Source organism: Actinotignum timonense (assembly GCF_002860685.3).
Taxonomy (GTDB): Bacteria; Actinomycetota; Actinomycetes; order Actinomycetales; family Actinomycetaceae; genus Actinotignum; species Actinotignum timonense.
On the sequence record NZ_CP136960.1, the window covers coordinates 1,281,767 to 1,305,896 of the forward strand.

Annotated in this window: 20 protein-coding genes; 8 read left to right on the forward strand and 12 right to left on the reverse strand. The window is 63.9% G+C overall.

Features of this window, described 5'->3' with window-relative positions:
• Positions 1 to 47: 47 nt before the first annotated feature.
• From CYJ17_RS05280 to CYJ17_RS05295, 4 genes are read left to right on the forward strand one after another with little or no spacing between them, the layout of a single operon-like run.
• Complete coding sequence (locus CYJ17_RS05280; protein WP_087071024.1) at positions 48 to 1,046, forward strand: ATP-grasp domain-containing protein; 999 nt, start codon at positions 48 to 50, stop codon at positions 1,044 to 1,046.
• Positions 1,043 to 2,269, forward strand: a complete 1,227-nt coding sequence (locus CYJ17_RS05285; protein ID WP_087071023.1) for a glycosyltransferase — start codon at positions 1,043 to 1,045, stop codon at positions 2,267 to 2,269. Before CYJ17_RS05280 ends, CYJ17_RS05285 begins: the two co-directional genes overlap by 4 nt.
• The gene (locus CYJ17_RS05290; RefSeq protein WP_143231892.1) at positions 2,266 to 3,684 is read left to right on the forward strand and encodes a sensor histidine kinase; all 1,419 of its coding nucleotides are present in this window, start codon (positions 2,266 to 2,268) and stop codon (positions 3,682 to 3,684) included. The genes CYJ17_RS05285 and CYJ17_RS05290 overlap by 4 nt, the downstream gene beginning before the upstream one ends.
• Before the next feature lie 28 nt (positions 3,685 to 3,712).
• Positions 3,713 to 4,384, forward strand: coding sequence for a response regulator transcription factor (locus CYJ17_RS05295; RefSeq protein ID WP_087071211.1), 672 nt, complete (start codon positions 3,713 to 3,715; stop codon positions 4,382 to 4,384).
• A gap of 71 nt (positions 4,385 to 4,455) precedes the next feature.
• Here the strand turns inward: CYJ17_RS05295 and CYJ17_RS05300 are convergent, their stop codons facing one another.
• From CYJ17_RS05300 to proC, 11 genes are all read right to left on the reverse strand, one after another.
• Positions 4,456 to 4,992 (reverse strand): hypothetical protein, encoded by a 537-nt coding sequence (locus CYJ17_RS05300; RefSeq protein WP_101657592.1) that lies wholly within the window; start codon positions 4,990 to 4,992, stop codon positions 4,456 to 4,458.
• Positions 4,993 to 5,160: 168 nt separating this feature from the next.
• A complete protein-coding gene (valS, locus tag CYJ17_RS05305) occupies positions 5,161 to 7,821 on the reverse strand; it encodes a valine--tRNA ligase (protein ID WP_087071020.1) in 2,661 nt (886 codons plus the stop codon).
• Positions 7,822 to 7,993: 172 nt separating this feature from the next.
• Positions 7,994 to 8,719, reverse strand: a complete 726-nt coding sequence (locus CYJ17_RS05310; protein ID WP_087071019.1) for a tyrosine-protein phosphatase — start codon at positions 8,717 to 8,719, stop codon at positions 7,994 to 7,996.
• Complete coding sequence (locus tag CYJ17_RS05315; RefSeq protein ID WP_101595155.1) at positions 8,719 to 9,777, reverse strand: metallophosphoesterase; 1,059 nt, start codon at positions 9,775 to 9,777, stop codon at positions 8,719 to 8,721. Before CYJ17_RS05315 ends, CYJ17_RS05310 begins: the two co-directional genes overlap by 1 nt.
• A complete protein-coding gene (locus tag CYJ17_RS05320) occupies positions 9,774 to 10,715 on the reverse strand; it encodes an ABC transporter ATP-binding protein (RefSeq protein WP_087071018.1) in 942 nt (313 codons plus the stop codon). The genes CYJ17_RS05315 and CYJ17_RS05320 overlap by 4 nt, the downstream gene beginning before the upstream one ends.
• Entirely contained in the window at positions 10,712 to 11,563 is an 852-nt protein-coding gene (locus tag CYJ17_RS05325; protein WP_087071017.1) for an ABC transporter ATP-binding protein, read from the reverse strand. Before CYJ17_RS05325 ends, CYJ17_RS05320 begins: the two co-directional genes overlap by 4 nt.
• A complete protein-coding gene (locus CYJ17_RS05330) occupies positions 11,560 to 12,444 on the reverse strand; it encodes an ABC transporter permease (protein ID WP_087071016.1) in 885 nt (294 codons plus the stop codon). The genes CYJ17_RS05325 and CYJ17_RS05330 overlap by 4 nt, the downstream gene beginning before the upstream one ends.
• Positions 12,441 to 13,481 carry an ABC transporter permease gene (locus CYJ17_RS05335; RefSeq protein WP_087071015.1) on the reverse strand — a complete coding sequence of 347 codons (1,041 nt, stop codon included), beginning with the start codon at positions 13,479 to 13,481 and terminating at the stop codon, positions 12,441 to 12,443. The genes CYJ17_RS05330 and CYJ17_RS05335 overlap by 4 nt, the downstream gene beginning before the upstream one ends.
• Positions 13,481 to 15,010: an ABC transporter substrate-binding protein gene (locus CYJ17_RS05340; protein WP_180948628.1), complete on the reverse strand. Its 1,530-nt coding sequence runs from the start codon at positions 15,008 to 15,010 to the stop codon at positions 13,481 to 13,483. The genes CYJ17_RS05335 and CYJ17_RS05340 overlap by 1 nt, the downstream gene beginning before the upstream one ends.
• Before the next feature lie 123 nt (positions 15,011 to 15,133).
• Positions 15,134 to 15,475: a hypothetical protein gene (locus tag CYJ17_RS05345; RefSeq protein ID WP_026428508.1), complete on the reverse strand. Its 342-nt coding sequence runs from the start codon at positions 15,473 to 15,475 to the stop codon at positions 15,134 to 15,136.
• Complete coding sequence (proC, locus tag CYJ17_RS05350; RefSeq protein ID WP_087071013.1) at positions 15,476 to 16,276, reverse strand: pyrroline-5-carboxylate reductase; 801 nt, start codon at positions 16,274 to 16,276, stop codon at positions 15,476 to 15,478. It lies immediately after the preceding gene.
• A gap of 146 nt (positions 16,277 to 16,422) precedes the next feature.
• Here proC and CYJ17_RS05355 point away from each other — a divergent pair, with 146 nt between their 5' ends.
• Positions 16,423 to 17,205: an SDR family oxidoreductase gene (locus CYJ17_RS05355; RefSeq protein ID WP_087071210.1), complete on the forward strand. Its 783-nt coding sequence runs from the start codon at positions 16,423 to 16,425 to the stop codon at positions 17,203 to 17,205.
• A 10-nt stretch (positions 17,206 to 17,215) separates the two neighbouring features.
• On the opposite strand, the gene CYJ17_RS05360 is transcribed toward CYJ17_RS05355, so the two are convergent.
• Positions 17,216 to 17,959, reverse strand: coding sequence for a pyroglutamyl-peptidase I (locus CYJ17_RS05360; RefSeq protein WP_159455026.1), 744 nt, complete (start codon positions 17,957 to 17,959; stop codon positions 17,216 to 17,218).
• A gap of 247 nt (positions 17,960 to 18,206) precedes the next feature.
• Here CYJ17_RS05360 and CYJ17_RS05365 point away from each other — a divergent pair, with 247 nt between their 5' ends.
• The 3 genes from CYJ17_RS05365 to ileS all read left to right on the forward strand — a co-directional run bounded on the left by CYJ17_RS05365 (position 18,207) and on the right by ileS (position 24,065).
• Entirely contained in the window at positions 18,207 to 18,548 is a 342-nt protein-coding gene (locus CYJ17_RS05365) for a hypothetical protein (protein ID WP_101595151.1), read from the forward strand.
• On the forward strand, positions 18,545 to 20,554 hold the full coding sequence (locus CYJ17_RS05370) for an alpha/beta hydrolase (protein WP_101595146.1): 2,010 nt from the start codon (positions 18,545 to 18,547) through the stop codon (positions 20,552 to 20,554). Before CYJ17_RS05365 ends, CYJ17_RS05370 begins: the two co-directional genes overlap by 4 nt.
• A gap of 265 nt (positions 20,555 to 20,819) precedes the next feature.
• Positions 20,820 to 24,065, forward strand: a complete 3,246-nt coding sequence (ileS, locus tag CYJ17_RS05375; protein ID WP_087071209.1) for an isoleucine--tRNA ligase — start codon at positions 20,820 to 20,822, stop codon at positions 24,063 to 24,065.
• Positions 24,066 to 24,130: the final 65 nt, after the last annotated feature.

The following is a 24,130-nucleotide window of genomic DNA, read 5'->3' on the forward strand; positions in this document are numbered from 1 at the left end:
CCGCCCCGTTGCCCCGTTATCTCCCTCTCTTACCTATAAGGACCATCATGATGAATCATTCACCTCTCAGTTCCCGCCCGCGCGTGCTCGTTACCGGGGCCAGCGGCCCGGCCGGCTCTTCCCTCCTCACCCAGCTGTGGGAGCGCGGGATTCCAGTGCTCGGCGTCGATATGGCGCCCCGTCCCCGCACTGATGGCCTGAGAATCCTCCAATGCCCGCCGGCTACGGCCCCGGATTTTGTGAGCGCCCTGGCCGCCATCTGCGAGGAATACTCTATTGACCTCCTCATCCCCACCGTGGATGAAGAACTCTCCGTCCTCGCACCGCTGCGCACCGCACTGCTCCACCGCGCCCGCATCGCGGTGGCTCCCACCGCCGCGGTGGCGATTGCCGCCGATAAGTGGCTCACCCATCGGGTAGCGGAAAGTAGCGGTCTGGCCGTGCCCCGCAGTTTGGAGGCTCCTACCCTCACCGAGGAAGGCGCTTATTGGCTCGGTTTCCCCTACGTGGTACGCCCGCGGGTGGCACGCGGCGGGCGCGGGGTGCGCCTGGAAACAACATTCCCGCCCGCTACGCCACTGCGCGATACCGAGATGGTCTCCGCTTTCCTCCCCGGCACCGAATACTGTGCCCAGCTCTACCTGCCTGCCCCGGGAAGCGTGCGGCGCGACGGGGCAGTGAACGGTGCAGGAAGCGGCGCGCGAGACGGAGCGCGGGGCGGTGCGCGGCGTCGCCCCACCGTCGTCGTACTAGAAAAAACCAGTCTGGCCTCCGGACAGCACGGAAATGCGACCGGGGTTCGGCGTGTGGAAGCCCCGGACGTCGCCGAGCTGGCGCTCGCGGCGGCGCAAGCGGTGGGCCTGAGCGGCGCGGCAGATGTGGATATCCGCCGCGATACCCAAGGCCGCCCCGCCCTCATTGAAATCAATGCCCGCTTCGGCGCCCATAGCGCCCATGCTCCCGAATTACTGGACGCGCTCCTGGAGGCTTACGCACCCACGGAGCCTGCTTCGACACCCCGCGGCACGGTCGAGGTGACTGCATGACCACCCTGCTTCTCATTCTTGCCGTACCCACCCTCATCCTCACCGCGGTGACCTGGATGATGTACCCGGCTGCCATCCTGGGGGAGCTGCGCCAGCCGCCCCGCCCGCTCTACGGTGCGCACACCAAAGTCTCGGTGATTATCCCGGCCTACAACGAGGAAGTGGTGCTCGGCGCTTGCTTGCGCTCCATCCTCGCCACTGGCTGGCGCCGTCTGGAAGTGATCGTCGTTGATGATGGTTCCACCGATGCCACCGCCGCCGTTGCCGCACCGTTTACCAGTGATCCGCGTGTCACCTTCCTCAGCAAGCCGAACGGCGGGAAAGGCAGCGCCCTGAATCTCGGTATTGCCCAGGCCACCGGGGAGATCCTTATCTTTGTGGATGCTGACGGACTCTTCACCCCCACCACCATTCCGGAGCTCCTGGCAGGGTTCCGCCACCCCGGTGTAGGCGCCGTATGCGGGAATGACCAGCCGGTCAATATCACCGGTCCCCTCACTGCGCTGCTTGCCCTCATGACCCACGTCGGAACCGGCATGACGCGCCGTGCCCTGGCACTGGTGGGAATGCTCCCCATCGTGGCAGGAAATTCCGGGGCTTTCCGGGCTGATGCAGTGCGCCGGGTAGGAGGCTTCCGGGAAGATACCCTGGGCGAGGATCTCGAGCTCACCTGGCGGATCCACTTCGCCGGCTGGGACGTGGAATTTGCGCCCCATGCCCTGGTGCTGGCCGAGGTTCCCGCCACCCTGCCAGCACTGTGGAAACAGCGAGTGCGCTGGCAACGGGGCCTCATCCAGACCGCCCGCATCCACCGCTCCCGCCTTACCTCCCCGTGGCGGCGCCCCATTGATGCCTACCTGCCCATCAATCTTTTCTCGCTCCTTGTTGCCCCGGTGCTCCAGGTCGCCACCCTCGCGGTGTGGGCGGTGGCAGCACTCAGCGGTGCGGCCCCGCACTGGATGAATGTACTGGTGGGAGCGGGACTGGTAATGGCGCTGGGCGTAACGGTGCTTTCCTTGATCCTGGATCGTGCCTGGCGCGACCTGCGCCTTCTTCCCGCCCTACCCCTGTGGCTCCCTTTCTCCTGGATGATGAGCGCCGCCACGGTGCGCGCGATCTGGCTAGAAATACGCGGAAAAGCCAGTGAATGGAATAAGCTGGAACGAACGGGCGTGCACACCGTGCCGCTCCCGCCCGCTGCCGTCGAACGGGAAACAATGTGACATCACGTCCTATTACGATTCGTTTTCGGATTGCCGCCACCATGGTCGCGCTCGTCGCGGTTGTGCTGGCGGCAACCGGCGTTGCCGTCGTCCTCACCGAGAGTCGCATGTGGCGCGCCCAGGTGGATGCCACGCTGGTGCGGGTGGCGGACGAATTTCGGGTGCTGGCCGAAAACGGAGTCGATCCGGAAACCGGGCAGCCCTTCGCCGGGCCATCCCAGCTCATCGAAACCTATCTCTCGCGTACCGTCCTCTCCGAAGCCGAAGGGGAAATGGGGATTGTGGATGGGAGAGTCGCCTGGGTGGGCGGCGATACCAGCCCGGTGCGCCCCGAGGAAGACACCGGACTGGTGCGGCATCTTCTCCCGCTTACTCGCAGCAGGGAGATAACGATGGGGACCTACGCGGGAGCCCAGCGCGAATACCGCTATATCGTGGTGCCGGTGCAGTTTTCCGGCTCGCAGCCCGGCGCGCTCGTGCACGTGTACCTTCTTGACGTCATCAGTGCCCGTATCTGGAATCTTATGACGGTGCTGGCGGTGGTCTACCTGGTGGCCGTCATCGGCGTCGTCGCCATCGCGTGGCGACTGGTGGGGCAGCTGCTGCGCCCCGTGGAGCAACTGCGCGCCACGGCCGAAAATATTACCGCCAATGCGGATTTGTCCCGACGGGTCCCGGTGGAAGGGCGCGACGACCTGGCGCGGTTATCAACGGCGATGAATACCATGCTCGATTCCCTGGAAACCATGGATGCCGATCAGCGCAAACTTTTAGACGACGTCGGGCACGAGCTACGCACCCCCATCACGATCGTGCGCGGGCACCTGGAGCTCATGGATGCCACCGATCCGAGCGACGCCGCGGATACTCGCGCCCTCGCCCTCGAAGAACTCGACCGCATGAATTCGCTGGTCGGGGATTTACTTACCCTCGCGAAAGCCGAACGATCCGATTTTGTGGTGCCCCGCGAGGTTGATATTGCGGCGCTCACGGAGCGGATCTTCGATAAAGCCACCGGGCTGGGCCCGCGCGCCTGGAACCTAGGCGCCGTGGCCAGCGGGCAGGCGTACCTGGACCCGGAGCGCATCACCCAGGCGGTGCTGCAATTGGCAGCGAACGCGGTCAAATACTCCGACGAAGGCACCCCGGTGGAGATTTCCTCAAGAGTGGTAGCGGGGCGGGTGAGTTTCACGGTGGAAGACGCCGGGTGCGGGATCGCCCCGGAGGATACCGAACGTATTATTGAGCGTTTTGCGCGTGGGCGTAATACCGGGCGTTCGGAAGGCTCCGGGCTCGGGCTCGCGATTGTTAGCTCCATCGCTCGGGCTCACGGTGGGGAAGTCACGGTGCGCTCGCGGGTGGGGGAGGGCTCCGTATTCACCTTGAGTTTGCCCAGTGTTTACCGAGGTTCGTGATAGCCTCACAAGCGGAGAAGGGAGCATGATGAGCACCATCCTCATCGTCGAGGACGAAGAGCGCATTGCCCGCTTTATTGCGAAGGGCCTGAAAGCCGCCGGCTACACTTCCACCACCGCGTCAAGCGGTGCGCAGGCCGTTGAGCTGGCTGTTCACACTCCTTTCGATCTTATTATTTTGGATATTGGCCTGCCGGATATTGACGGTTTCGCGGTGCTCGAGCGCCTGCGCGGGCAAGGACTGGACACTCCGGTTATTCTCCTCACCGCCCGCACCTCCGTGACGGACCGCGTAGCCGGGCTCGAGGGCGGGGCCGATGATTACATGGCGAAGCCTTTTTCTTTCGAAGAACTGCTCGCGCGTATCCGTTTGCGTTTGCGCGACGCCGCAGCCACCCCGGCGCCAGCTAGCTCCGCTACTCAGCTTTCTCACGGCGGTATCATCCTGGATTTACTCTCCCACCACGCTCACGTGGGCGGGAAACAGGTGGAGCTGTCCGCCCGCGAATTTACCTTGCTGGAAACCTTCATGCGCCACCCGGGGCAGGTGCTTTCCCGCGAGCAACTCCTCTCCCGGGTCTGGGGCTACGATTTCGATCCCGGTTCCAACGTGGTGGATGTGTACGTGCGTTATCTGCGTGGGAAAATCGGGCGGGACCGTATCGAAACGGTGCGCGGAATGGGCTACCGCCTGAGCTAAGGCAGCGGGGCCTTCTCAGCGAAGGAACGGGGCTGCCAGCTCAGGCGGTAGTGCCGAGGTGTGCGACTGGTCTAGTCGTCATCCTCGTCGTCCCAATCGTCATCGTCGTTATCATCCCAATCATCGTCATCCGCGTCATCATCGTCCCAGTCATTATCCGAGTACTGGGGCGGTGCGGGGCGCGCGGGAGCCGGTGCCACCCGCTGCGGCGCGGGTGCCGGCGCTGCCGGGGCGGGAACTGGCGCCGGTGCCGGAGCGACGTTAGCGGGGGACGGGGCAGTGCCCGCGGGCGGCGTCGTCGTACTATTCGAGGCGTCACCGGTGAACAAGTGCGCATTTTCGGCCACATCGACCAAAAGACTGCGCAGGGTGGCGCGCTGTGCGTTGTTGAGCGGCGGGCGCTCCGTGGGCGCAGAAGCCGACGCGGTGCTGCCGGCACCAGTGGCACCAGTGCCGCCAGCGGACGGGGAAGACGGCGCCGTGACGGTGACGGCGGGGCCCACGGACTGGGTACCGCTCCCGCTCACGGCGTGGGCAAGCTGCATACCCAAGAAACCGAGGAGCGCCAGCCCGAGAAGTACGGCAAGAAGTTTCACACGAGTTGTCATGTCCCTAAGTACACCGGAGCGAGATGACGGGGCCAGGAAACAATCATGAGAATCTTCTCATGTACGCGAAGTGGCGGGCCTGCTTTCGCAGACCCGCCACCAGGATTCACTCAATCGCGCGCCACGCTATGTGGAGCGCTGCGCCTTCGCGCCGTTGTTCTTGCGACGCTACTTCCGCTTCGGCTCCGGCTCGTCCAGCTCGTAATCACCGATGGTGATCTGCTCGCTGGCCTCCGTATCTGGCGTGAAACGGAGCTCTCCGCGCACGTGGGCGGCGCGCACCAGGTCCGCGCGCACCTCCTCCAGCAGGGCGGTATTTCCGCGCAGCTCCACCCGTGCGAAACTGGTGCGCTGCGATACCTTCGCCGCGGATTTCACGCCGCGCAGCACCGTGAGTGCCTGACCGGCCACCTTGAGCAGCTCCGCATTCCCGGAACCTGCCGCCTCGCGCAGCGGCGCCGCCTCCGGCCACGCCGCCCGGTGCACCGAGCCGGTACGGTACCAGCTCCACACCTCGGCGGTGGCATAGGGGATAAAGGGCGCCAGCAAGCGCAGGAAGGTATCCACCGCAATCGCCAGCGTCACCCGGGCGCTCTCCGCCTCCGGCGTATCCGAATAGGCGCGGTCCTTGACCAGCTCCAGGTAATCATCACAGAAGGTCCAGAAGGCCGTTTCGGCCGCCTCCAGAGCGCGGGTGTGATCAAAGGCCTCAAAAGCGGCGGTGGCTTCCTCCACCACGCGCGCCAGATCGGCCAGCAGGGCCCGATCAATCGGCTCGGTCACGCGGGAAGCATCCAGGCAGACCGGTGAACCTTCCCCGCCCATGCCCAGCGCAAACTTCGAGGCATTGAGCACCTTCATGGCCAGACGGCGCCCCACCTTCATCTGCTTTTCGTCGAAAGCGGCGTCCACGCCCAGGCGCGCGGAGGCAGCCCAGTAGCGCACCGCGTCCGCACCGTGCTTGACGAGCAGTTCCGTGGGCATGACCACATTGCCCTTGGACTTGGACATCTTCTTGTGGTCGTTCTTTTTAGCCGGATCAGGATCCAAAATCCACCCGGAAATCGTGGTGTGCTTCCAGGGTAGCTCCCCGAATTCCAGGTGTGCGCGCAGCACGGTGGAGAAGAGCCAGGTGCGGATAATATCCTGACCCTGCGGGCGCACATCCATGGGATACACGCGCCCGAAAAGATCTTCATCGGTGAGCCATCCCCCGGCGATCTGCGGGGAGAGCGACGACGTGGCCCAGGTGTCCAAAATATCGGTTTCCCCGGCGAAGCCGCCCGGCTTACCGCGCTGATCTTCGGTGTAGCCGGCTGGCACATCACTGGAAGGATCCACGGGAAGGCTGGATTCCTCCGGGGTAATGACGGCGTCGTACTTTACTTCGCCGTTCTCCGAGATTTCGTACCACACCGGGATCGGCACCCCGAAGAACCGCTGGCGCGAAACGAGCCAATCGGAGTTGAGACCCTTGACCCAGTTGTCGTAGCGCACGTGCATGAAATCGGGGTGGAAGGCGAGCTGGTTGCCGGCCTCAATGAGGTTATCGCGCAGCTCCTTACCGTTGCCTTCCACGTGTGAGCGCCCACCGTTGCGAATGTACCACTGGCGCGACATAACAATTTCAAGCGGCTTATCGCCCTTCTCAAAGAAGTTGGTCTTACGCTTGGTCGGCTTCTCATCGCCGATCATTTCCCCGGTTTCCTTGAGTTTTTCCACCAGTGCCTTGCGAGCGGAGAAGGTGGTTTTCCCGGCCATCTCGGCGTACATGGCGCGCCCGGCCTCCGAGGTGATCCACTCGGGGGTATCGCGCACCAAGCGCCCGTCCTTGCCGAGCACGCTGCGTAGTGGCAGCTGCAATTCGCGCCACCACTCCACGTCCGTGATGTCACCGAAAGTACAGCACATGGCGATACCGGCGCCCTTGTCCATTTCTGCCTTGTGGTGAGCGAGCACCGGAACTTCCATATCGAAAATCGGCACGCGCACCGTGGTCCCGAAGAGGTGCTGGTAGCGGGTGTCGTTGGGATGGGCGATGAGGGCCACGCAGGCGGGTAGCAGCTCCGGGCGAGTGGTTTCGATAACGACGTCGCCGCTCGCACCGTGGAAAGCCAGGGCATGATAGGCACCCGGATAATCGCGGGCCTCAAGTTCGGCCTGCGCCACCGCGGTTTGGAAGGTAATATCCCACAGGCCCGGGGCCTGCGCCTGGTAGGCTTCCCCGCGCGCGAGGTTACGCAGGAACGCGGTTTGGGCTACCTTCTGGGCCTTCTCTCCGATGGTCTGGTAATTCTGCTTCCAGTCCACGGACAGCCCCAGGTGGCGCCACAGGGCTTCGAATTGCTTTTCGTCCTCTTCGGATAGCTTCCAGCACAGTTCAATGAAATTACGCCGCGAAATGGGCACCTGGTCGGCGTACTTAATGGATTTTGCGCCACCCTGGTGCGGGGGCACGAAATTCGGATCGTAGGGGAGGGACGCATCCCCGCGCACCCCGTAGTAGTTTTGCACCCGGCGTTCGGTGGGCAGACCGTTATCATCCCAGCCCATCGGGTAGAACACCGATTTGCCGCGCATGCGCTGGTAGCGGGCCACGGTATCGGTGTGAGTATAGGAAAAAACGTGGCCGATATGCAGCGAGCCAGAGACCGTGGGCGGCGGGGTATCTACCGAAAATACTTCGGAACGGGTAGCGGTGCGGTCGAAAGCGTAGGTGCCTTCTTCTTCCCACCGTTTGCCCCAGGTAGTTTCAAGACCGTCGAGAGTGGCACGGTCCGGTACCTCCGTGTGATCGAGGAGTTTGGACTCTTGGTTAAAACTAGTCATGGGGCTATTGTTTCACGCCCCGTGCGCTGCGGGAAACTGCGCCATACGTGAGAGGGGCGACGGCGCAGCTACGGCGCGCGGTGCCCGGGCACCGTCATGGTGGTCTCCAGCACCGTCGGGATGGGGGCTGGCGCCGTGGGTGCCCCGGTGCTGTCGGCGGGGCACAGCCCCGTTAGCGGCTGGTATCCGGTTCCACCAGGTGGGCGCGCAACAGCTCAAAAACAGCCGGGTCAATCCCGTGCCCGAGGAGGTACTCGCGCGCCCCGCCGGCCGCTTCGATGCGCACCGTGGCGGCGCTCAAAGCTTCTTCGGTCACGTATACGGCGCGGTGCGCGGCGGCCCCCGGAATATATTCGCGCCCCATCACGAAAGCAAGATCTTCCTGGTAGCTTTCGCCCAGCGCCGTGGCAGAAGTGAGGTAATCAGCCAGGATTGTTTCGCGGCTCGCCCCGAGGATGGAGAGGATAAGCCCGGTGACCACCCCGGTGCGGTCCTTACCTGCGGTGCAGTGGATAAGTACCCCGCCTTCGGCCGATAGCTCCGCCGCCGCGGTGACCGCCTGCGCCAATTGCCCACCGAAATTACGGGCCATCTGCATATACAGGTCGGCGAGTTCAGACCACTCCAGGTGGGCAAGCTGATTATTGAAAATAGGCACAGAGGCAACGCTCACCCCGTAATCTGCCCAATCGGTGGTGCCGGCGCGTTCAGCGTCGTCGCGCAAATCAATAACGCCGGTAATACCCTGCGCTCTCAAAAAATCTCCCAGGCTGTCATCGTGGCGGAACGCCGCGGAAGAACGCAGCAGGGCGCGCTCGCGGATATGCCCGCCGGCCACCGGGGTGCCGCCCAGGGAACGGAGATTATGCAGGCCGAGGGGCAGGCGTGGAGAAGTCATCACTGTCCTTTCGATCCGGTGCCAAGCGTGTTTTCCAGGAGGTAGGAACCCGGGCCGTCCCAGGCCAGCGGGTCGCTCGGGCTCCAGCCGGGCCGCCCAGCGCGCCTCCCGATAGTCACCACTTCTTCCGGACTATACGCAAAGATTTCCTCGCCCGGCTCTATGCCGCCAGACGGTGCCGCCACGGAACCATCCAGGTAGGTAATATCCTGCTGGATACTGGCCTCGCTTAGCTGCACCACCGAAAAAGCCGAACGGGCTCGCGCGCTTTCCCATTCGGGACCCCGCCCGAGCGTGGTTTCATTGGCGAGGGCCGGGCCAACCACCACCGGCACCCCGCCAGCGCGCCCGCGCCCGGCCAGATGGTAGTGACCCGCCAGCACGAGGTCGGGCGCCACCTCCCAGGATTGGAAACCCTGCGCCAGGCGCGGGGCGTCCATGAGGCGCAGCGCCCCGTGGAGCACCGTGGGGGCCGCCAGCGGCGGGTGATGGAGCACGAGGACAGAGTGGAGCGGCTCATCGCCCGCCCCGTGGAAGTACTCACCGGTGCCGGCCGGTGACGGCGCCCCGCCCGCCGTGGGTGCACCGCCCGTCGTGGGTGCACCGTTCGCGTTGGTCACGGCATCCTCAATACGGTGAATCTGTTCGCCGAGGTAGCCGAAGCCGCGCCCGGGCACCGAGCTATCTGCCGCAACGAAGCGCCAGCGCGCTTCTCCGACCGTGATATCGGTGACGGAAAAAATCGGGTCCAGGGGCGCGCCGGGCAGGCCGAGAGCTTCACGCATCGCCGCGCGCCGGTCATGATTCCCGCAGGCCCAAATTACCGGTGCACCCCACCGTTGCGCGAGCGGGGCGAGGGTCTGGGCCGCGAAGGTGTAGGACGCGGGGGTGCCGTCATCGGAAATATCCCCGGAGACCACGATGGCGTGGCAGGGCGCGAGCTCGCCGGCGCCGGCCACGGCCGCTTCCAGCAGCCCGGAGGTGTCAATTTTTCCGTAATGGCGGGCGCGCTCGGCTAGAAGATGGGTATCGGACAGGTGCAGGATGCGCAGGCTCATAGGTCATCGTCTCCCTCGGATGGCGTGGCGGATACGGTGGGCGCGGTGGGCACGGTGGGCATGGCGGATGGGGCGGCGTGCTCTGCTTGCGATGGCGCGGGCAGCAGCGGCACCGCCGCAATAAGTTCCCGGGTGGCCGGGTGGCGCGGGTGCTCCAGCACCTGCGCCGTGGGGGCATATTCGACGACGGCGCCCCCGCGCAGCACCAGGGTGTCCTCGCATAGATTCTGGACAATGCCCAAGTCATGTGAGATGACAATGAGGGTGAGATCCAGGCGGGCGCGCAGGTCATGGAGCAGCTCGAGGACGGTGGCTCGCACCGACACGTCGAGCGCGGAGACGGGCTCGTCGGCAATAAGAACCTTGGGTTGGCAGGCCACGGCGCGTGCAATTGCCACCCGCTGGCGTTGCCCGCCCGAAAGTTCATGCGGATAGCGCGAACCCCACTCCGGGTTGAGGTCCACGGCGGCCAGCGCATCACGCACCATCTCCCGGTGTTTGCCCGGAACGCGCAGCAGACGCAGCGGTTCTTCAATAATCCGGCCCACCGTCATACGCGGATTGAGGGAAGCAAAAGGATCTTGCAGCACCAGCTGGACTTCGTGGCGCAGCCGGGTCACCCCGAGCTTCCCGTAGCGCACCTCCTGGCCCCGGTAGGTGATTGATCCGCCGCTCGGCTCAAGTAGGCCGAGCATCATGCGGCTGAGGGTGGTTTTCCCCGAGCCGGATTCGCCAATAATTCCCAGCGACCGCCCCGCACGTACGTCGAAAGACGTGGGTGCCAGAGCCAGGGTGTTTCCGTAGGATTTAGTGACGTTCTGGCAGCTGAACAGCACATCCCCGGCTTCAACGGGCCAGTCTTTTTCCAACGGTGCGCGGGAGGTCATGCGCAGGGCGGCCTCGCGCGGATCCCAGGTTTTTTCCGGTGTGCTTGTCATGATTGGTCACCTCCGGGCACCAGCGAGCTTCGCGGATCACCCACCTGCGTATCGCCGCCCCGCCCTGCCGGGCGCTGCAAACTAGTGGCACGGGCCGCGGCCACGAGGCCCTGGGTATAGGGATGGACGGGGCGGAGCAAAATATCCTCGGCGCTGCCTTCTTCCACCAATTCGCCCCGGCGCAGCACGAGGATGCGTTCGGAGGTGTGGTAGGCCACTGCCATATCGTGGGTGATCATAAGAACGGCGGTGCCGTGCTCGCGGGCGGCATCATCCATGAGCTGCAAAATATGGGCCTGCACCGTGGCATCCAGGGCGGTTGTCGGTTCGTCGGCGATCAGGAGGGCGGGGGCTAAACTCATCGCCATGGCAATAACCACGCGTTGGCGTTGCCCTCCGGAGAGCTCATGGGGGAAGCGGTTAATAATACGCTCGGGGCTGGGGAGCTCGACCATGCGGGCCAGCTCGCTGGCCCGCTGCGTCGTCGCCGATTTTTTTAATCCCGTATGAATACGCGAGGCCGCCACCAACTGGTGTTTAATGCGCACCACCGGATTGAGCGCCGTATGCGGTTCCTGGAAAATGCAGCCGATACGGCGCCCCCGGATTTTCTGGAACTCCGCATCCGAAGCGCCCACCAATTCGCGCCCCTCGAAACGAATCGAACCGGTCACGCGTGCCGCCCGGGGGAGGAGCCCCTGGATCGCCATCGCCGTCATCGATTTTCCAGACCCGGATTCGCCAATAAGGCAGACGCGCTCCCCGGCCTCCACCGTGAAGGACACTCCCCGCACCACTTCGGTGGAACCGAAAGTCACGGTGAGATCACGTACCTCAAGAAGGCTCATCGTGTCTCCCTTCCGCGCGGATCGAGTACGTCGCGCAGGCCGTCCCCCAAGAGGTTAAATCCGATAATCGTCAGGACAATCGCGGTGGCCGGAATGAGAATAACCGTCGGGTGGGAATACATGAAACTCTGGTAGGTGGAAAGCATGCGCCCCCAGGACGGCGTGGGCGGCGGGGTGCCCAGCCCCAGGTAGGACAGCCCCGCTTCCGCCAGCGTGGCCGTTCCCATGATTTGGGTGATGCGCACGATCAGCGTGGGCGTGATCGCCGGGAAAATATGGCGCGAAAGAATCCACCAGGAACGCGCCCCCGCGGCCACCGCCAGGAGCACGTGGTCGGAGGCGGTGGCACGGCGCAATTCGGGCAGGACGGTGCGGGTGACCGCCGGGGCGGAGCCCAATCCGATGGCAACGGTGGAGGTGAGGGTGGAGCCGGAAAATGCGGTGACGAGAATGAGGGCAACAATGAGGGTGGGGAACGCGACCCACACATCGGTGAGCCGCTCCGTTAGGGAACCGAGCCAACGCGGGGCATACACGATAATCGAGGCGAGGAGCAGCCCAACCACCAGGGCCACCGCCGCCCCGCCCACGCTGGTGAGCACCGTGACCCGCGAACCGAGCACCATGAGGGAGAAAATATCACGCCCCAGCTGGTCGGCACCGAACCAATGCGCCCCGTTCGGGCGGGCCCAGGACGCCCGCGCATCCACGCTTTCGGGATCATAAGGCACCCAGATGAAGGACAGTAGGAAGGTGGCCAGCACCGCCAGCACCACCGCGGTGCCGATGAGGCCGGCCGGATTACGCAGCAGGGCCCGCAACCGGGCCCGCCACGGGGAAGCCGCGGAGAGAGCCCGCAGAGCCGGAGATGGGGTACTCATCGCAACCTCACTCTCGGGTCGAGGAGGCGGGAGGCCACATTGGAGAGCATCATGAGGAGAATAACCGCCCCGGAGAGCACCATGAGGAAGCCCTGGACGGTAACAATATCGCGGGTGGATACGCTGGCAACCAGATGGTGCCCGATGCCGGGAAGGGCGAAGACCTGTTCAACCACCACGGTGCCCATGAGGAGGGCCGCGGCGTCGAGTGCAATAACGGCGAGGAGCGGAAGCCAGGCGTTCCGCAGTGCCTGGGTGAGCAGGGCGCGCCGGCGGCTCATGCCCTGGGCGCGGGCGGTGCGCACATAATCCTGGCCGAGCTGTTCCAGCACGGCGGAGCGCACGTAGCGCACCAGTCCCGCCGTTTGCGGAATCGCGAGGGTAATGGCGGGCAGAATGAGGCTACGGAGCGCCGCACCCGGATCGCCCCATCCCTCGCGCGGGAACCCGGTGGAGGGAAGATGGAGCGGGGTCGCCAGGTACATGACGAGCAGCATCCCGACGATGAACGTAGGCACCGCGATACCCAGTTGGGAAAGCCAGGAGACCAGGCGCCCGGCCAGGGTGGTGGAACGAGCCGCGGCATACACCCCGATAAGAAGGGCAAAAATAACCGCCAAACTCAAGGACATGAGCGCGAGCGGCACGGTGACCTGGAGCTTCGTGAGGAGCTCGTGGGTCACGGAAAGGGAAGAAAAGGGGGAGGTGCCGAAATCACCGGTGAGGGCGGCACCTAACCAGCTCAGGTACTGGATGATAAGCGGGCGATCCCAGCCGTGCTCAGCCCGAATCGCCTCAATTTGCGCATCGGTAGCATCCAGGCCCCCGATAATGACAGCCGGGTCACCGGGCAGGGTGTGGAGCGCGAAAAAAATCACGAAGGAGGCGAGGAATAACGCCGCCACCGCCCACCCCAGCGCGGCGAGCACGATGCGGGCGGTGCGCGACGTCGTGGTGCGGAGCACCGTTTCGCGATCCACGGTGCCGGAGGCGCTATGCACCCCCGGCACCTGCGCGAGCGCGAGTGGTTCAGCCATTAACGCGCAACCTGAATATCAGCGGCGTAGAAGCGAGAACCGGTCCGGTTGGTCGGGAATCCGGAGACCCCTTCCCGGGAGAAAATAATGGCCTTGGGGCTGTAGAGCCAATCCGAGGCGGCATCTTCGGAAACGAAAGCGGCCAGTTCACCGAGCTTCTTATCGCGTTCTTCCAGCGAGCTGGCGGTCATCGCTTCTTTATTGAGCTGCTGGGCCTGTGCGCTGTCATAATGCCAGTAGTAGCTGGGGTTGGAATAGTAGGTGAGGGTCCACGGATCCACGTGGAGCACCATGGTCAGATCGTAATTTCCCCCGCGGTAGACCTCATCGAGCCAGCTAGAAAACTCCATCCGGTCAATCGTCACATTAATGCCGATCTCCTTGAGCTGGGCGGCCACATATTCGGAAATGGCAGAATCGTAATTATTGGCCACCCGCAGGTTGAGGGAAAGATTCTCGAAACCGGCCTTTTTGAGCAGCTCGCGGGCGGCTTGCGGATCATACGAATCGATGTCGTTGAGGGAATCGCTCCACCAGGCCATCCCGGGGGAGACCATGGAACCGACCCGCACCATCGTCCCGCCGAGCGCGGTAATGAGGCCGTCCTTATCGATGCCCTTGCGGATGGCGGTACGCACATCCTTATTGGCCAGCGCCGGGTTGGAGTGGTTGAAACCGAGCGTCATCCACGAGGTTTCGGTGCCCTGCGAGGTAATAATCGCCGGGTCGGCGGCGAAACGCTCCACCGTATCGGTGTTCTGGGTGGTGAGAATATCAATTTGTCCTGAGGCGAGCGCATTCGCGGCGGCAGTCTGGTCCGCGTAATAGTGGTAGACCACTTCCTTGGTTCCGGCCGGATCGCCCCAGTAGTTATCGTTACGTTCCAGGGTGATGGTGGAGCCGGTCTTCCACTCACCGATGGTGAACGGCCCGGTGCCGTTCGATTCCTTATTCAAATCGACCGTATTATCGGAGGGCACCATCATGGCGGCGTCCGTGGACATGCTGTCCAAGAAATTCATATTCGGTTCGGAGAGGGTGACGACGACGGTATGCGGGTCGGAAGCCTGCGCTGATTTAAACGTGCGCATGAGCTTATGATCGGGATTCTTCGACCCCTCAGCAGCAGAAGCTTCCAGGGTGGCCACCACATCCGCGGCATCAAAATCGGAACCGTCGTGGAATTTCACGCCTTCGCGCAGGTGGAAGGTGTAGGTGAGTCCATCCTCGGAAATATCCCAGGAGGTGGCCAGAGCCGGCAAAATATCGCCATTTTCAGCGCGGCGGGTGAGTCCTTCATAAACATTATCGATAACAAGCTGATCGAGGGCCGCGCCGGAAACCGAGGTCGGATCCAGGCCGGTGGGTTCCAAAATAAAACCAACGTGCACCGAAGCATCAGGGTTCGCATTCTGAACCGGGGCCGGGCCGCTGGCGGGGGAGGAAGCCGCATCGGAGGGCGGGTTGGTTGAGCATCCGGACAGCGCGAGTCCGGCAACGAGCAGGGCGACGCCCGCTAAACGCTTCATATCTGTTCCCATCAGGTAGTGAAGTCAAAATATGGCTCGGCGCATCTCAGCTCGGACACGTCGCCATATATGTATCTATCGAGTCAATGTGAACCGTTGGAAAACGTGGAGTTAAAAGGCGAGCTACCTCTCCTTTGCGTCAGTATCGCGGATAGAGCGGGACGCGCGGGTCCCGGGTTTGGCACGCTTGGCGCGCCGGCGAGCCTCAGCGGCTTCGCTTTCCAGATCGTGCACTACGAGGCGAGCGTGGCGCGCGGTCAAGATGGGGTGGATTTTTTTCGCGGCGCGCATGGCGGTGGCGGTTCCCTCCGCCGCGGCCGTCAAAATACGTTCTTTTTCTTCCGCGGTCCATTCGTGGGTGCGCATAAAACGCAGCGAGCGCGCTTCGCGCAGCATGGAAATTCCCCACAGCAGCAGCACCACCAGGAAAATCCCAGCGAAGCCGAGGATTGACAGTCCGTTCATTTAGCTGAGATTCCTATCTTTATCGATACTGGCTTGCACACCTCGCACGACGGCCGCCCCGAAACCGGCGCGTTCTAATTCCACCACACCGGCCACGGTGGTGCCTCCCGGGGACTGCACCGTATCGGCCAAATCGGCCGGGGAGAGCTCACTTGCGAGCACCAGACGCGCCGCACCTTCCACCGCCTGCGCGGCGATGCGCACCGCCTGCGCGGCCGGGAGCCCATCGGCAACGGCGGCACGTTTGAGGGCATCAATATAAGTAAAAGTGAAAGCCGGGGAACATCCGGCGAGCGCGGAAAAGACGGAAAAATGCTTTTCTTCCAGGGTGATATGAGCACCCACGGCGGCGAAGACCTCCCGCACCGCGTCCTGCTGGGCGGGGGTGACGGAGTTCGAGAAGCACAGCGCCGTCATGGAGGCGCGCACACTGGCGGCCACATTCGGCATGGCGCGCACGAGCGGCTGACCCGGGGCGAGATGGCGGGCGAGGGTGGCAAGCTCAAGGCCCGCCGCGATGGAGACGATAACGGTGCCAGATTCCCGTGCGACGTCGTTAATTTCTTCTAGAACATCCGCAACCGCGTACGGTTTCACGGCGACGACGACGATTCCGTCACCCACGGCCGTGACCAGCTCGGTATTCGAGGTGGCCGGGCGCGCCCCCGTTTCCTCCGCGAAGTCGCGTGCCGCCTGCGCATCTTTCGCAGAAACGACGACGGACGCCGGATCCGCGCCCGCGGCAAGCACCCCGCGCGCCAGGGCTCCGCCCATATGTCCGGTTCCAATAAAGCCGATCACGAGCAATTCCTTTCTACCAGCTAGGCCCGGTGCTCCCGCAGCGGCGCTGAGCGAACACCGGGTATGCTCTCCGCGTTTTATTTTAGGCTGAAGAAAGGTGTTTTATGGCCGGCGTGGCTCTCACCCGGCAGAACGGAGGGTTTGACATGTCACATCGAGTACTTGTAACCGGAGCGTCCAGCGGCATCGGGGCGGCGAGCGTCCGCGCCTTATGCGCGGCTGGATTTGAGGTGATCGCCACCGCACGGCGCGAAGATCGGCTCCGCCAGCTCGCCGAACAAACCGGGTGCAGTTACGTGGTTGCGGACTTGACGGAGGAAGGCGACGTCGCACGGCTCGCCGCCACCGTAGCGGAAGCCGGCGGGGTGGACTCCCTGGTCAATAACGCAGGTGGGGCCCGCGGGCAGGACAAAGTGGCGGACGCAAAAATCGAGGACTGGGAGTGGATGTACCGCGTGAACGTGCTCGGTACCCTGCGCCTCACCCGGGCGCTTCTCCCGCATATGCGGGAGAACGGTGGGAGCATTCTCTTTGTGACCTCTACTGCGGCGCAGGAAACCTACGTGGGCGGGGCCGGATACACGGCGGCCAAGCACGCCGAACGCATGATTAAAGACACCCTGCGTCTGGAACTGGTGGGAGAACCGGTACGGCTCATGGAACTGCGCCCCGGCATGGTGATGACGGAGGAGTTTTCTAAGAATCGCCTCGGCTCGGACGCGGCGGCGCAGAATGTTTATGCCGGGGTGGCCGAGCCGCTCCTAGCCGAAGATATTGCCGAGACGGTGGTCTGGATGCTTTCCCGCCCCGCCCACGTCAATATCGATTCGGTGGTTATCCGCCCCGTGGCCCAGGCGAATTCCTGGACGGTGGCCCGCACCGGCAGCGACGTGGTAGACCTGCCTTCCTCAGGTCTGGATGGGGAGTAGTGGCCGGAGGCTACAGTTTCTCGGCGACCTGCCGGGCAAGCTCCGCAATCGCCGCGGCGATCCCGCGGCCGAGCTCATCAAAGGTGGTGGCAGGCCGGGAAAGCGCCGGTGCGGCGGTCTCGGCTGACGGTGCGGTGGCTTCGACTGACGGTGCGGCGTGCGCCGTCTTGGGCCGTGGTGCGGGCTGCGGCGCGGGCTGGGACACCGCTGCGGACGGTGCGTCGGTTTCCGCGCCCACCGTGGCCACTCCGACGGTGCGCAGGGCCGGTACGTGAATGAAGAGGCCGGGAACGGGAAGCTGGGCCACGCGGTAGGCGATGTTATTGCAGAGGTATCGCCCCGGATCTCGGCTTGTTTCCGCGGAGATGCCGGTCCCGCTAATAGCGCGGGTAATATCGACTACCCGCACGGGGCTCGTGGCGATAGCAGGGCCGCCCGGAATCACGGGTTCGCCATCAGGTTGAGCTCCCGCATTATCCGGAATTCGGGCGATATTCTCATTAAAAGCTTGGAGTTCCGGGGTGATAGCGCTACGCCCGCCCGCTTCTCCGATGGCAATGACCGCATCGGGGTGAAAACGTTCCACCGCCTCGTCCAGCACCAGCCCGGCGCTCGCGAACACCACCGGCAACATGGCCGTCGCGACCTCCACCTCGCAAGAAAGATCCATATCTCGAAGATGAGGGATGGAGCGCAGGGCTGCGTCCCGGCTCGCATTTTCGGTATCGGAACCAAAAGGCTCAAAATAAGTCACTAAAACACGCACACTTCACCCTACCGCGCCCCTACCTGTGGATAACTACACACGCGCCGAACTCCGCCTGTGGATGGGCCCTGGACGGATCTTTCCCTGCCTGGCACCATCGGCTCAAGCGTTTGGCAGGGGGAGCCGGCGCCCAGAAAACAAGCGGCGCCTGCTCAACGAAAGTAAGCGACGCCAGCCCACAGAAGTCAAACGTAGCCAGTGCAAAGGAAACGGGAGCGAACAAGGGGAGGTCACGGTGGATGGTGTTCTTATCACGGAATCTGCAACGGCGGAGCTGCGCGCCGCGCTTGCGGACGTGAGTGCCGCGCTGGCTCCGCTGCGGGTGGATACCGTGTCGGGAGCGGTGGCGGCGGCATTGACTGGCACCCCGCCGCCGGCCAGCGTGAGCGCGGGATGCGCGGCCCTGGATAGGCGTACCCGCGATATCGCGGCCCGAGCCGATGAGCTAGCTGCCTCCCTCGCCCTGGCCTGGCGCATCTACCAGGAGGCAGACGGCGGGGCAGGCGCGGATATTTCTGCCCTGGATATTGCGGGCACGAATATTTCTGGTTTGGATATCGCGGGGGTTGGAAGATGAAAGATCTCAGGGTGACGTGGGGGCAACTGTGCAGCTGGAACGGGGCCCTAGTCGGAGCGGTTCTCGGCGAGATGGCGGCCGTACGCCGGCGGTGTGAAGAAGCCAGTTGGCAGCTGCGCCAGCTAGCCGCGCGCTCCTTGAAGGGTGCGTGGGAAGGCTACGGAGCACGTGCCTTCCTCTCCGATGTGCGGGCCCTGGCCGCGCGCGCCGCCGCGCACACCGACCATATCGACCACCTCATCCAGGCTCTCGGGGAGGCCCAGCATAAAATCACCCGCACCCAAATGGCCGTGAGCGAAGCCCTTTCCCGGGCGGCGGCTTCCGGAATGGAGATCACCCCCACCGGTGAGGTTGTCGATCCGCTCGATGGCGCGGATGCCACCGGGGTAGCGGATTGGGAACGCCGCCAGGTAGCGGTCCGGATTAGGGCGGAGGTAGAGGCAGCCTACAGGTCGGCCGATAATACCCTCAGCTATCTGGACACGGTTTTTACCCAGCTGGCAGCCGGGCAAATAGCCCCGGAAGCTCGCACCAACCACTACCATTCGGTCGGGCGGGTGCCGGTCGGGAAAAGTGCGGCCTATGTGCAGGCCTGGTGGGCATCCCTGGGCGATGCCGAGCGCTCTTATGTGCTCGCGCATTACCCCCAGGACCTGGGAAATTTAGACGGAATACCCTATGCGGTGCGGGACCGCGCCAATATTGCCGTTGCCCGCCATGACGAAGAGATGGCCCGCGCCTACTACGATCCGATCCTGGCCGAGCTCTCCGCGGAGATCGCCAGCGCCCAGGCGGATCTTGAGGGTAATTTAGGGAAAACTGATCGGGAGATTCGCACCGCCCAGCTTGGTGCGGCCCAGCTGCGTTATGCCACCATAACCGCCAACCTGGCTGCTTACGCCATGATCCGCACCCAGCGCGGCCTGGATCGCAATTGGCGCGAGCATATCTCCGCGGCCCCGGTTCGCTCCGCTTCGCCCCGTGATTCAAAGCTGTACTCGTCGCGAACCACGGGGCGATCATCCGCGGGGCGCGCAGCTCCGGCGCACTCACCCGCGCCGCGTTTCTCTCCGCTGGCAGGCCCCGCACACTCCGCCCAGTCCGGCCAGTCACGCCAACTCCTCGTGTATCGCGGGCCGAACCGGGCCCGCACCGGAACCGGTGCAGAATTGCGCACCATCCAGGTGGCCCTAGCCCAAGGGAATGTGGATACTGCCTCGTCTATCACCATCGAGGTGGGTGGGATGACCACCAATGTGGTGAATTCCCTTGATTCCCATATGGAAGCTGCCGGCCGCTTGGCTACCCTCCAACAGGAGATCCTCACCGCTCGCGGAGAAACGGGAAGCCCGGCGGTGGTGACCTGGTTTGATTACGCCGCCCCGCAAAGTGCGTTGGATTCCTCTCTCTACACCCCGGCGCGGGCCCGGGAAGGCGGGGCCAGCCTCGCGCGCTTCGCGGAGGGAGTTGCCCAGGTCCGCGGGGAAGATCGCCCGCGTATCAATCTGCTGGGGCATTCCTACGGTTCGGTGACGGCCTCAGCTGCCGCGGAGCAGGCTAGGCACGGCGTCGTCGATACCCTTGTGGTGTACGGAACACCCGGGGTCGTGGCCGAAGGATGGGATATGAATACCGGGGTGCACGGGGCCGGAAGCGCCGCCTCCAATCATGTCCTTTCCAATAAAAAAGACATTATTAACGTGGTCAATGCGCTGGGCGGGGGAGCGGTGTCGGGCGGGCATACCGACGCGCTCGGCTTCAATCCGCGCCAGGACCCGGATTTCACCGCGCATCATTTCTCCGGGCGCGGCGGTTTCTTCTCCCAGCATTCGGAATATTTGGAAAACGCGGATTCCCCGCAGATGCGCGAATTGGCGCGCATCACCACGGAGCCTGCCACGGGGCCCGGGGCGCCGCCCGCCACGCTTGCGCCGCCCCGCGAACCACCCGCCGGAGCTGCGCCGTCGCCCCAAAACCCACCGGTCCGCCCGCCACCCGGAAGCTAGATGCGCCCCGCGCGCGGAAGGGCTACAATGAGCGGCGTTGGCTATGACCCGGCAATCACCGGTGAGCTCTCGGAAGAACAGCCGCGCGGCCCTGCCCCGCAGCCCAGTAGAACCGAGCGGGTGGATCCGTCAGCGTCCTAATGAAGCGGTTACCCGCCGTACCACGCGTGCGGCGAGTAGCAAATGAGGTGGTACCGCGGTACCGGATATCCGGCGTCGTCCTCATTCCGAATAGGTTTGAGACACGAGGAGACACCGCGTGGATATGTATCCGCTTCATCGCGAGGGCGGCGTGCCCGCCTCCCCGAACTTCCCGAAGATGGAAGAAGGCACCCTCGCTTTCTGGAAGAAAGACAATACGTTCCAGTCCTCCGTTGAGCAGCGTGAATCCGGGCCGCACGGCTCCAATGAATTCGTTTTCTATGACGGCCCGCCGTTCGCCAACGGCCTGCCCCATTACGGTCACCTTCTCACCGGTTACGTCAAGGATGTGGTGGGGCGCTACCAGACCATGCGGGGGCGTCGGGTTGAGCGCCGCTTCGGGTGGGACACCCACGGGTTGCCGGCTGAGCTGGAAGCTCAGCGTATCCTCGGGATTGACTCCACCGATGAGATCGAGGATATGGGCATCGCCACCTTCAACGAGGCCTGCCGCTCCTCGGTGCTGCGCTACACCAAGGAATGGGAAGAATATGTGACCCGCCAGGCGCGCTGGGTCGATTTCTCCCACGATTACAAGACCCTGGACACCACCTACATGGAATCGGTGCTGTGGGCCTTCAAGACCCTGTACGACAAGGGCTTGGCCTACGACGGCTACCGGGTGCTGCCCTACTGCTGGAATGACGAAACGCCGCTATCCAATCACGAATTGAAGATGGATGACGACGTCTACAAGGACCGCCAGGATCTCAGCTTGACCGTGGGGCTGCGCCTGGAAACCGGCGAACTTGCCCTTATTTGGACGACGACGCCCTGGACGCTCCCCTCCAATCTGGCGATCGCCGTGGGCCCGGATATTGAGTACCTCACCGTGGTTCCGCGCGAAGGCAAGCTGGAAGGCGAGCGGGTGGTTATTTCCGCCGCGCGCTTGGAATCCTACGCGAAGGAACTGGGTGAAGATCCGGAAGTTGTGGATCGCTTCCCCGGCTCGCAGCTGGTGGGCCGCGCCTACGCCCCGATTTTCGATTACTTCATGAACCGGGCGGCGGACGAAGCCCCCGGCCCGCATGCTTACCACGTTATTGCCGGGAACTTCGTGACTACTGAAGACGGTACCGGGCTGGTTCATATCGCCCCCGCCTTCGGTGAAGACGATATGTTCGCCTGCCAGGAAGTGGGCATCCGCCCCGTGGTGCCGGTGGACGGTGCCGGGCGTTTCACCTCCGAGGTGCCCGATTACGAAGGCACCCAGGTTTTTGATGCCAATCTGCCCATCACCCGCGATCTGCGCGAGGGAACCGGGCCGCTGGCACGCCGCCCGGAAAACGAGCGCGCCGTGCTGGTCCAAGAACGCTCCTACCTGCACTCCTACCCGCATTGCTGGCGCTGCCGCAAACCGCTCATCTACAAGGCGGTCTCTTCGTGGTTCGTGCGGGTAAGTGCCTTCCGGGATCGCATGGTCGAGCTCAACGAACAGATCGAATGGACCCCGGCGCATATCAAGCACGGCCAATTCGGCAACTGGCTGGCCGGAGCGCGCGACTGGTCCATTTCCCGCAACCGCTTCTGGGGCAGCCCCATCCCGGTGTGGCGCTCCGATGACCCCAACTATCCACGCGAAGATGTGTACGGTTCCCTGGAAGAACTTGAGCGTGATTTCGGGCGCCTGCCGCGCAACGAGAAGGGCGAGGTGGATCTCCACCGCCCCTATATCGATGAGCTGACCCGCCCCAACCCGGACGATCCCACTGGCAAGTCCACCATGCGGCGCATTACCGATGTTTTGGACTGCTGGTTCGAATCCGGCTCCATGCCCTACGCCCAGGTCCACTACCCCTTCGAAAATAAGGACTGGTTCGAGGACCACTACCCGGGGGACTTCATCGTCGAGTACATCGGCCAGACCCGCGGGTGGTTCTACACCCTCCACGTGTTGGCCACCGCGCTCTTTGACCGCCCGGCCTTCCGCACCTGTATCTCCCACGGCATCGTGCTGGGGGATGACGGCCAGAAGATGTCGAAATCGCTGCGCAACTACCCGGATGTTTACGAAATGTTCGATGAGGTCGGCGCGGATGCGATGCGTTTCTTCCTCATGAATTCGCCGATTGTGCGCGGCGGGAACCTCATCGTGACCGAACGCGCGCTGCGCGATACGGTGCGCCAGGTGCTGCTGCCGCTGTGGAATGCCTACTACTTCTTCGCGCTTTACGCCTCGACGTGCTCGAAGGGGGAGGGGTACCGCGCCCAGCCGGTGAGTGACCCCTCCGGTCTGGATGTGATGGACCGCTACCTGCTGGCCAGCATTAAGGACCTGGCCGATAATGTGCGCACCGACCTGGATAACTACGATATTCCGGCCGCCTGCGACCGGGTGCGCGGCTTCCTGGACGTGCTGACCAACTGGTACGTGCGCACCTCCCGGGATCGCTTCTGGAATGAGGACCACGCCGCCTTCGATACGCTCTACACGGCTCTCGAAGTGCTCATGCGGGTTATGGCGCCCCTCGCGCCGCTCGTAACCGAAGAAATCTGGAAGGGGCTGACCGGCGGGCGCTCTGTCCACCTGGAAGACTGGCCTGAACTGCCTGATTCCTGGAAGGACGATGCGCTGCGCGAAGCGATGGACGAGGCGCGCGCCGTCGTCTCCGCCGCGCACTCGCTGCGCAAAACCCACCAGTTGCGGGTGCGCCAACCGCTGCGCACCCTCACCATCGTCACCGACCGTGACCTGGCCCCCTTCACCGATCTCATCGCCCTGGAAGTGAACGTCAAGAATGTTGAACTCAAGGACGTGGCGCAATCGGGGATGAAGGTGAGCCGCGACCTCAAGGTCCTCCCGCGCGAACTGGATCCCCAGCTGCGCAAGATGACCTCCGCGCTGTTCCAGGCCGCCAAGGCCGGGAACTGGAGCGAGGACGGTGCGGACGCGGTGCTGCATACCGACCCGGAGGTACGCCTGGCGCCCGGTCAGTTTGAGATCACCGTATCGGTGGAAGCCGACCCGGGTTCGGTGGCCGCGGCGCTCGATTCCGGGTCCTTCATCGCCTTGGATACCGAGGTGGACGAGGAACTGGAAGCCGAAGGTTACGCCCGCGACGTCGTGCGCGCCGTGCAGGACGAACGCAAGAACGCGCAGCTGCACGTGGCGGACCGGATCTCCCTCAAGCTCACGGTGCCCGCCGAGCGCGTCGATGCGGTTACCTGCTACCTGCCTTTCATCCAGGAGGAAACCCTCGCGGTGGAGGCGCAGGTGACGGCCGGCGTTGATGGCGCGGACGGTGCTGCAGGTGCTGCGGGCGCTGCGGGTGCACCGCTTGGCATCGAGGTGACGAAAGTCGCGCACTAAAAACGCGGTATCACACGGCGCGCTCTGTAACGGCGCGCCGTGATCCTCTAGAGTAGGGTGCCTTG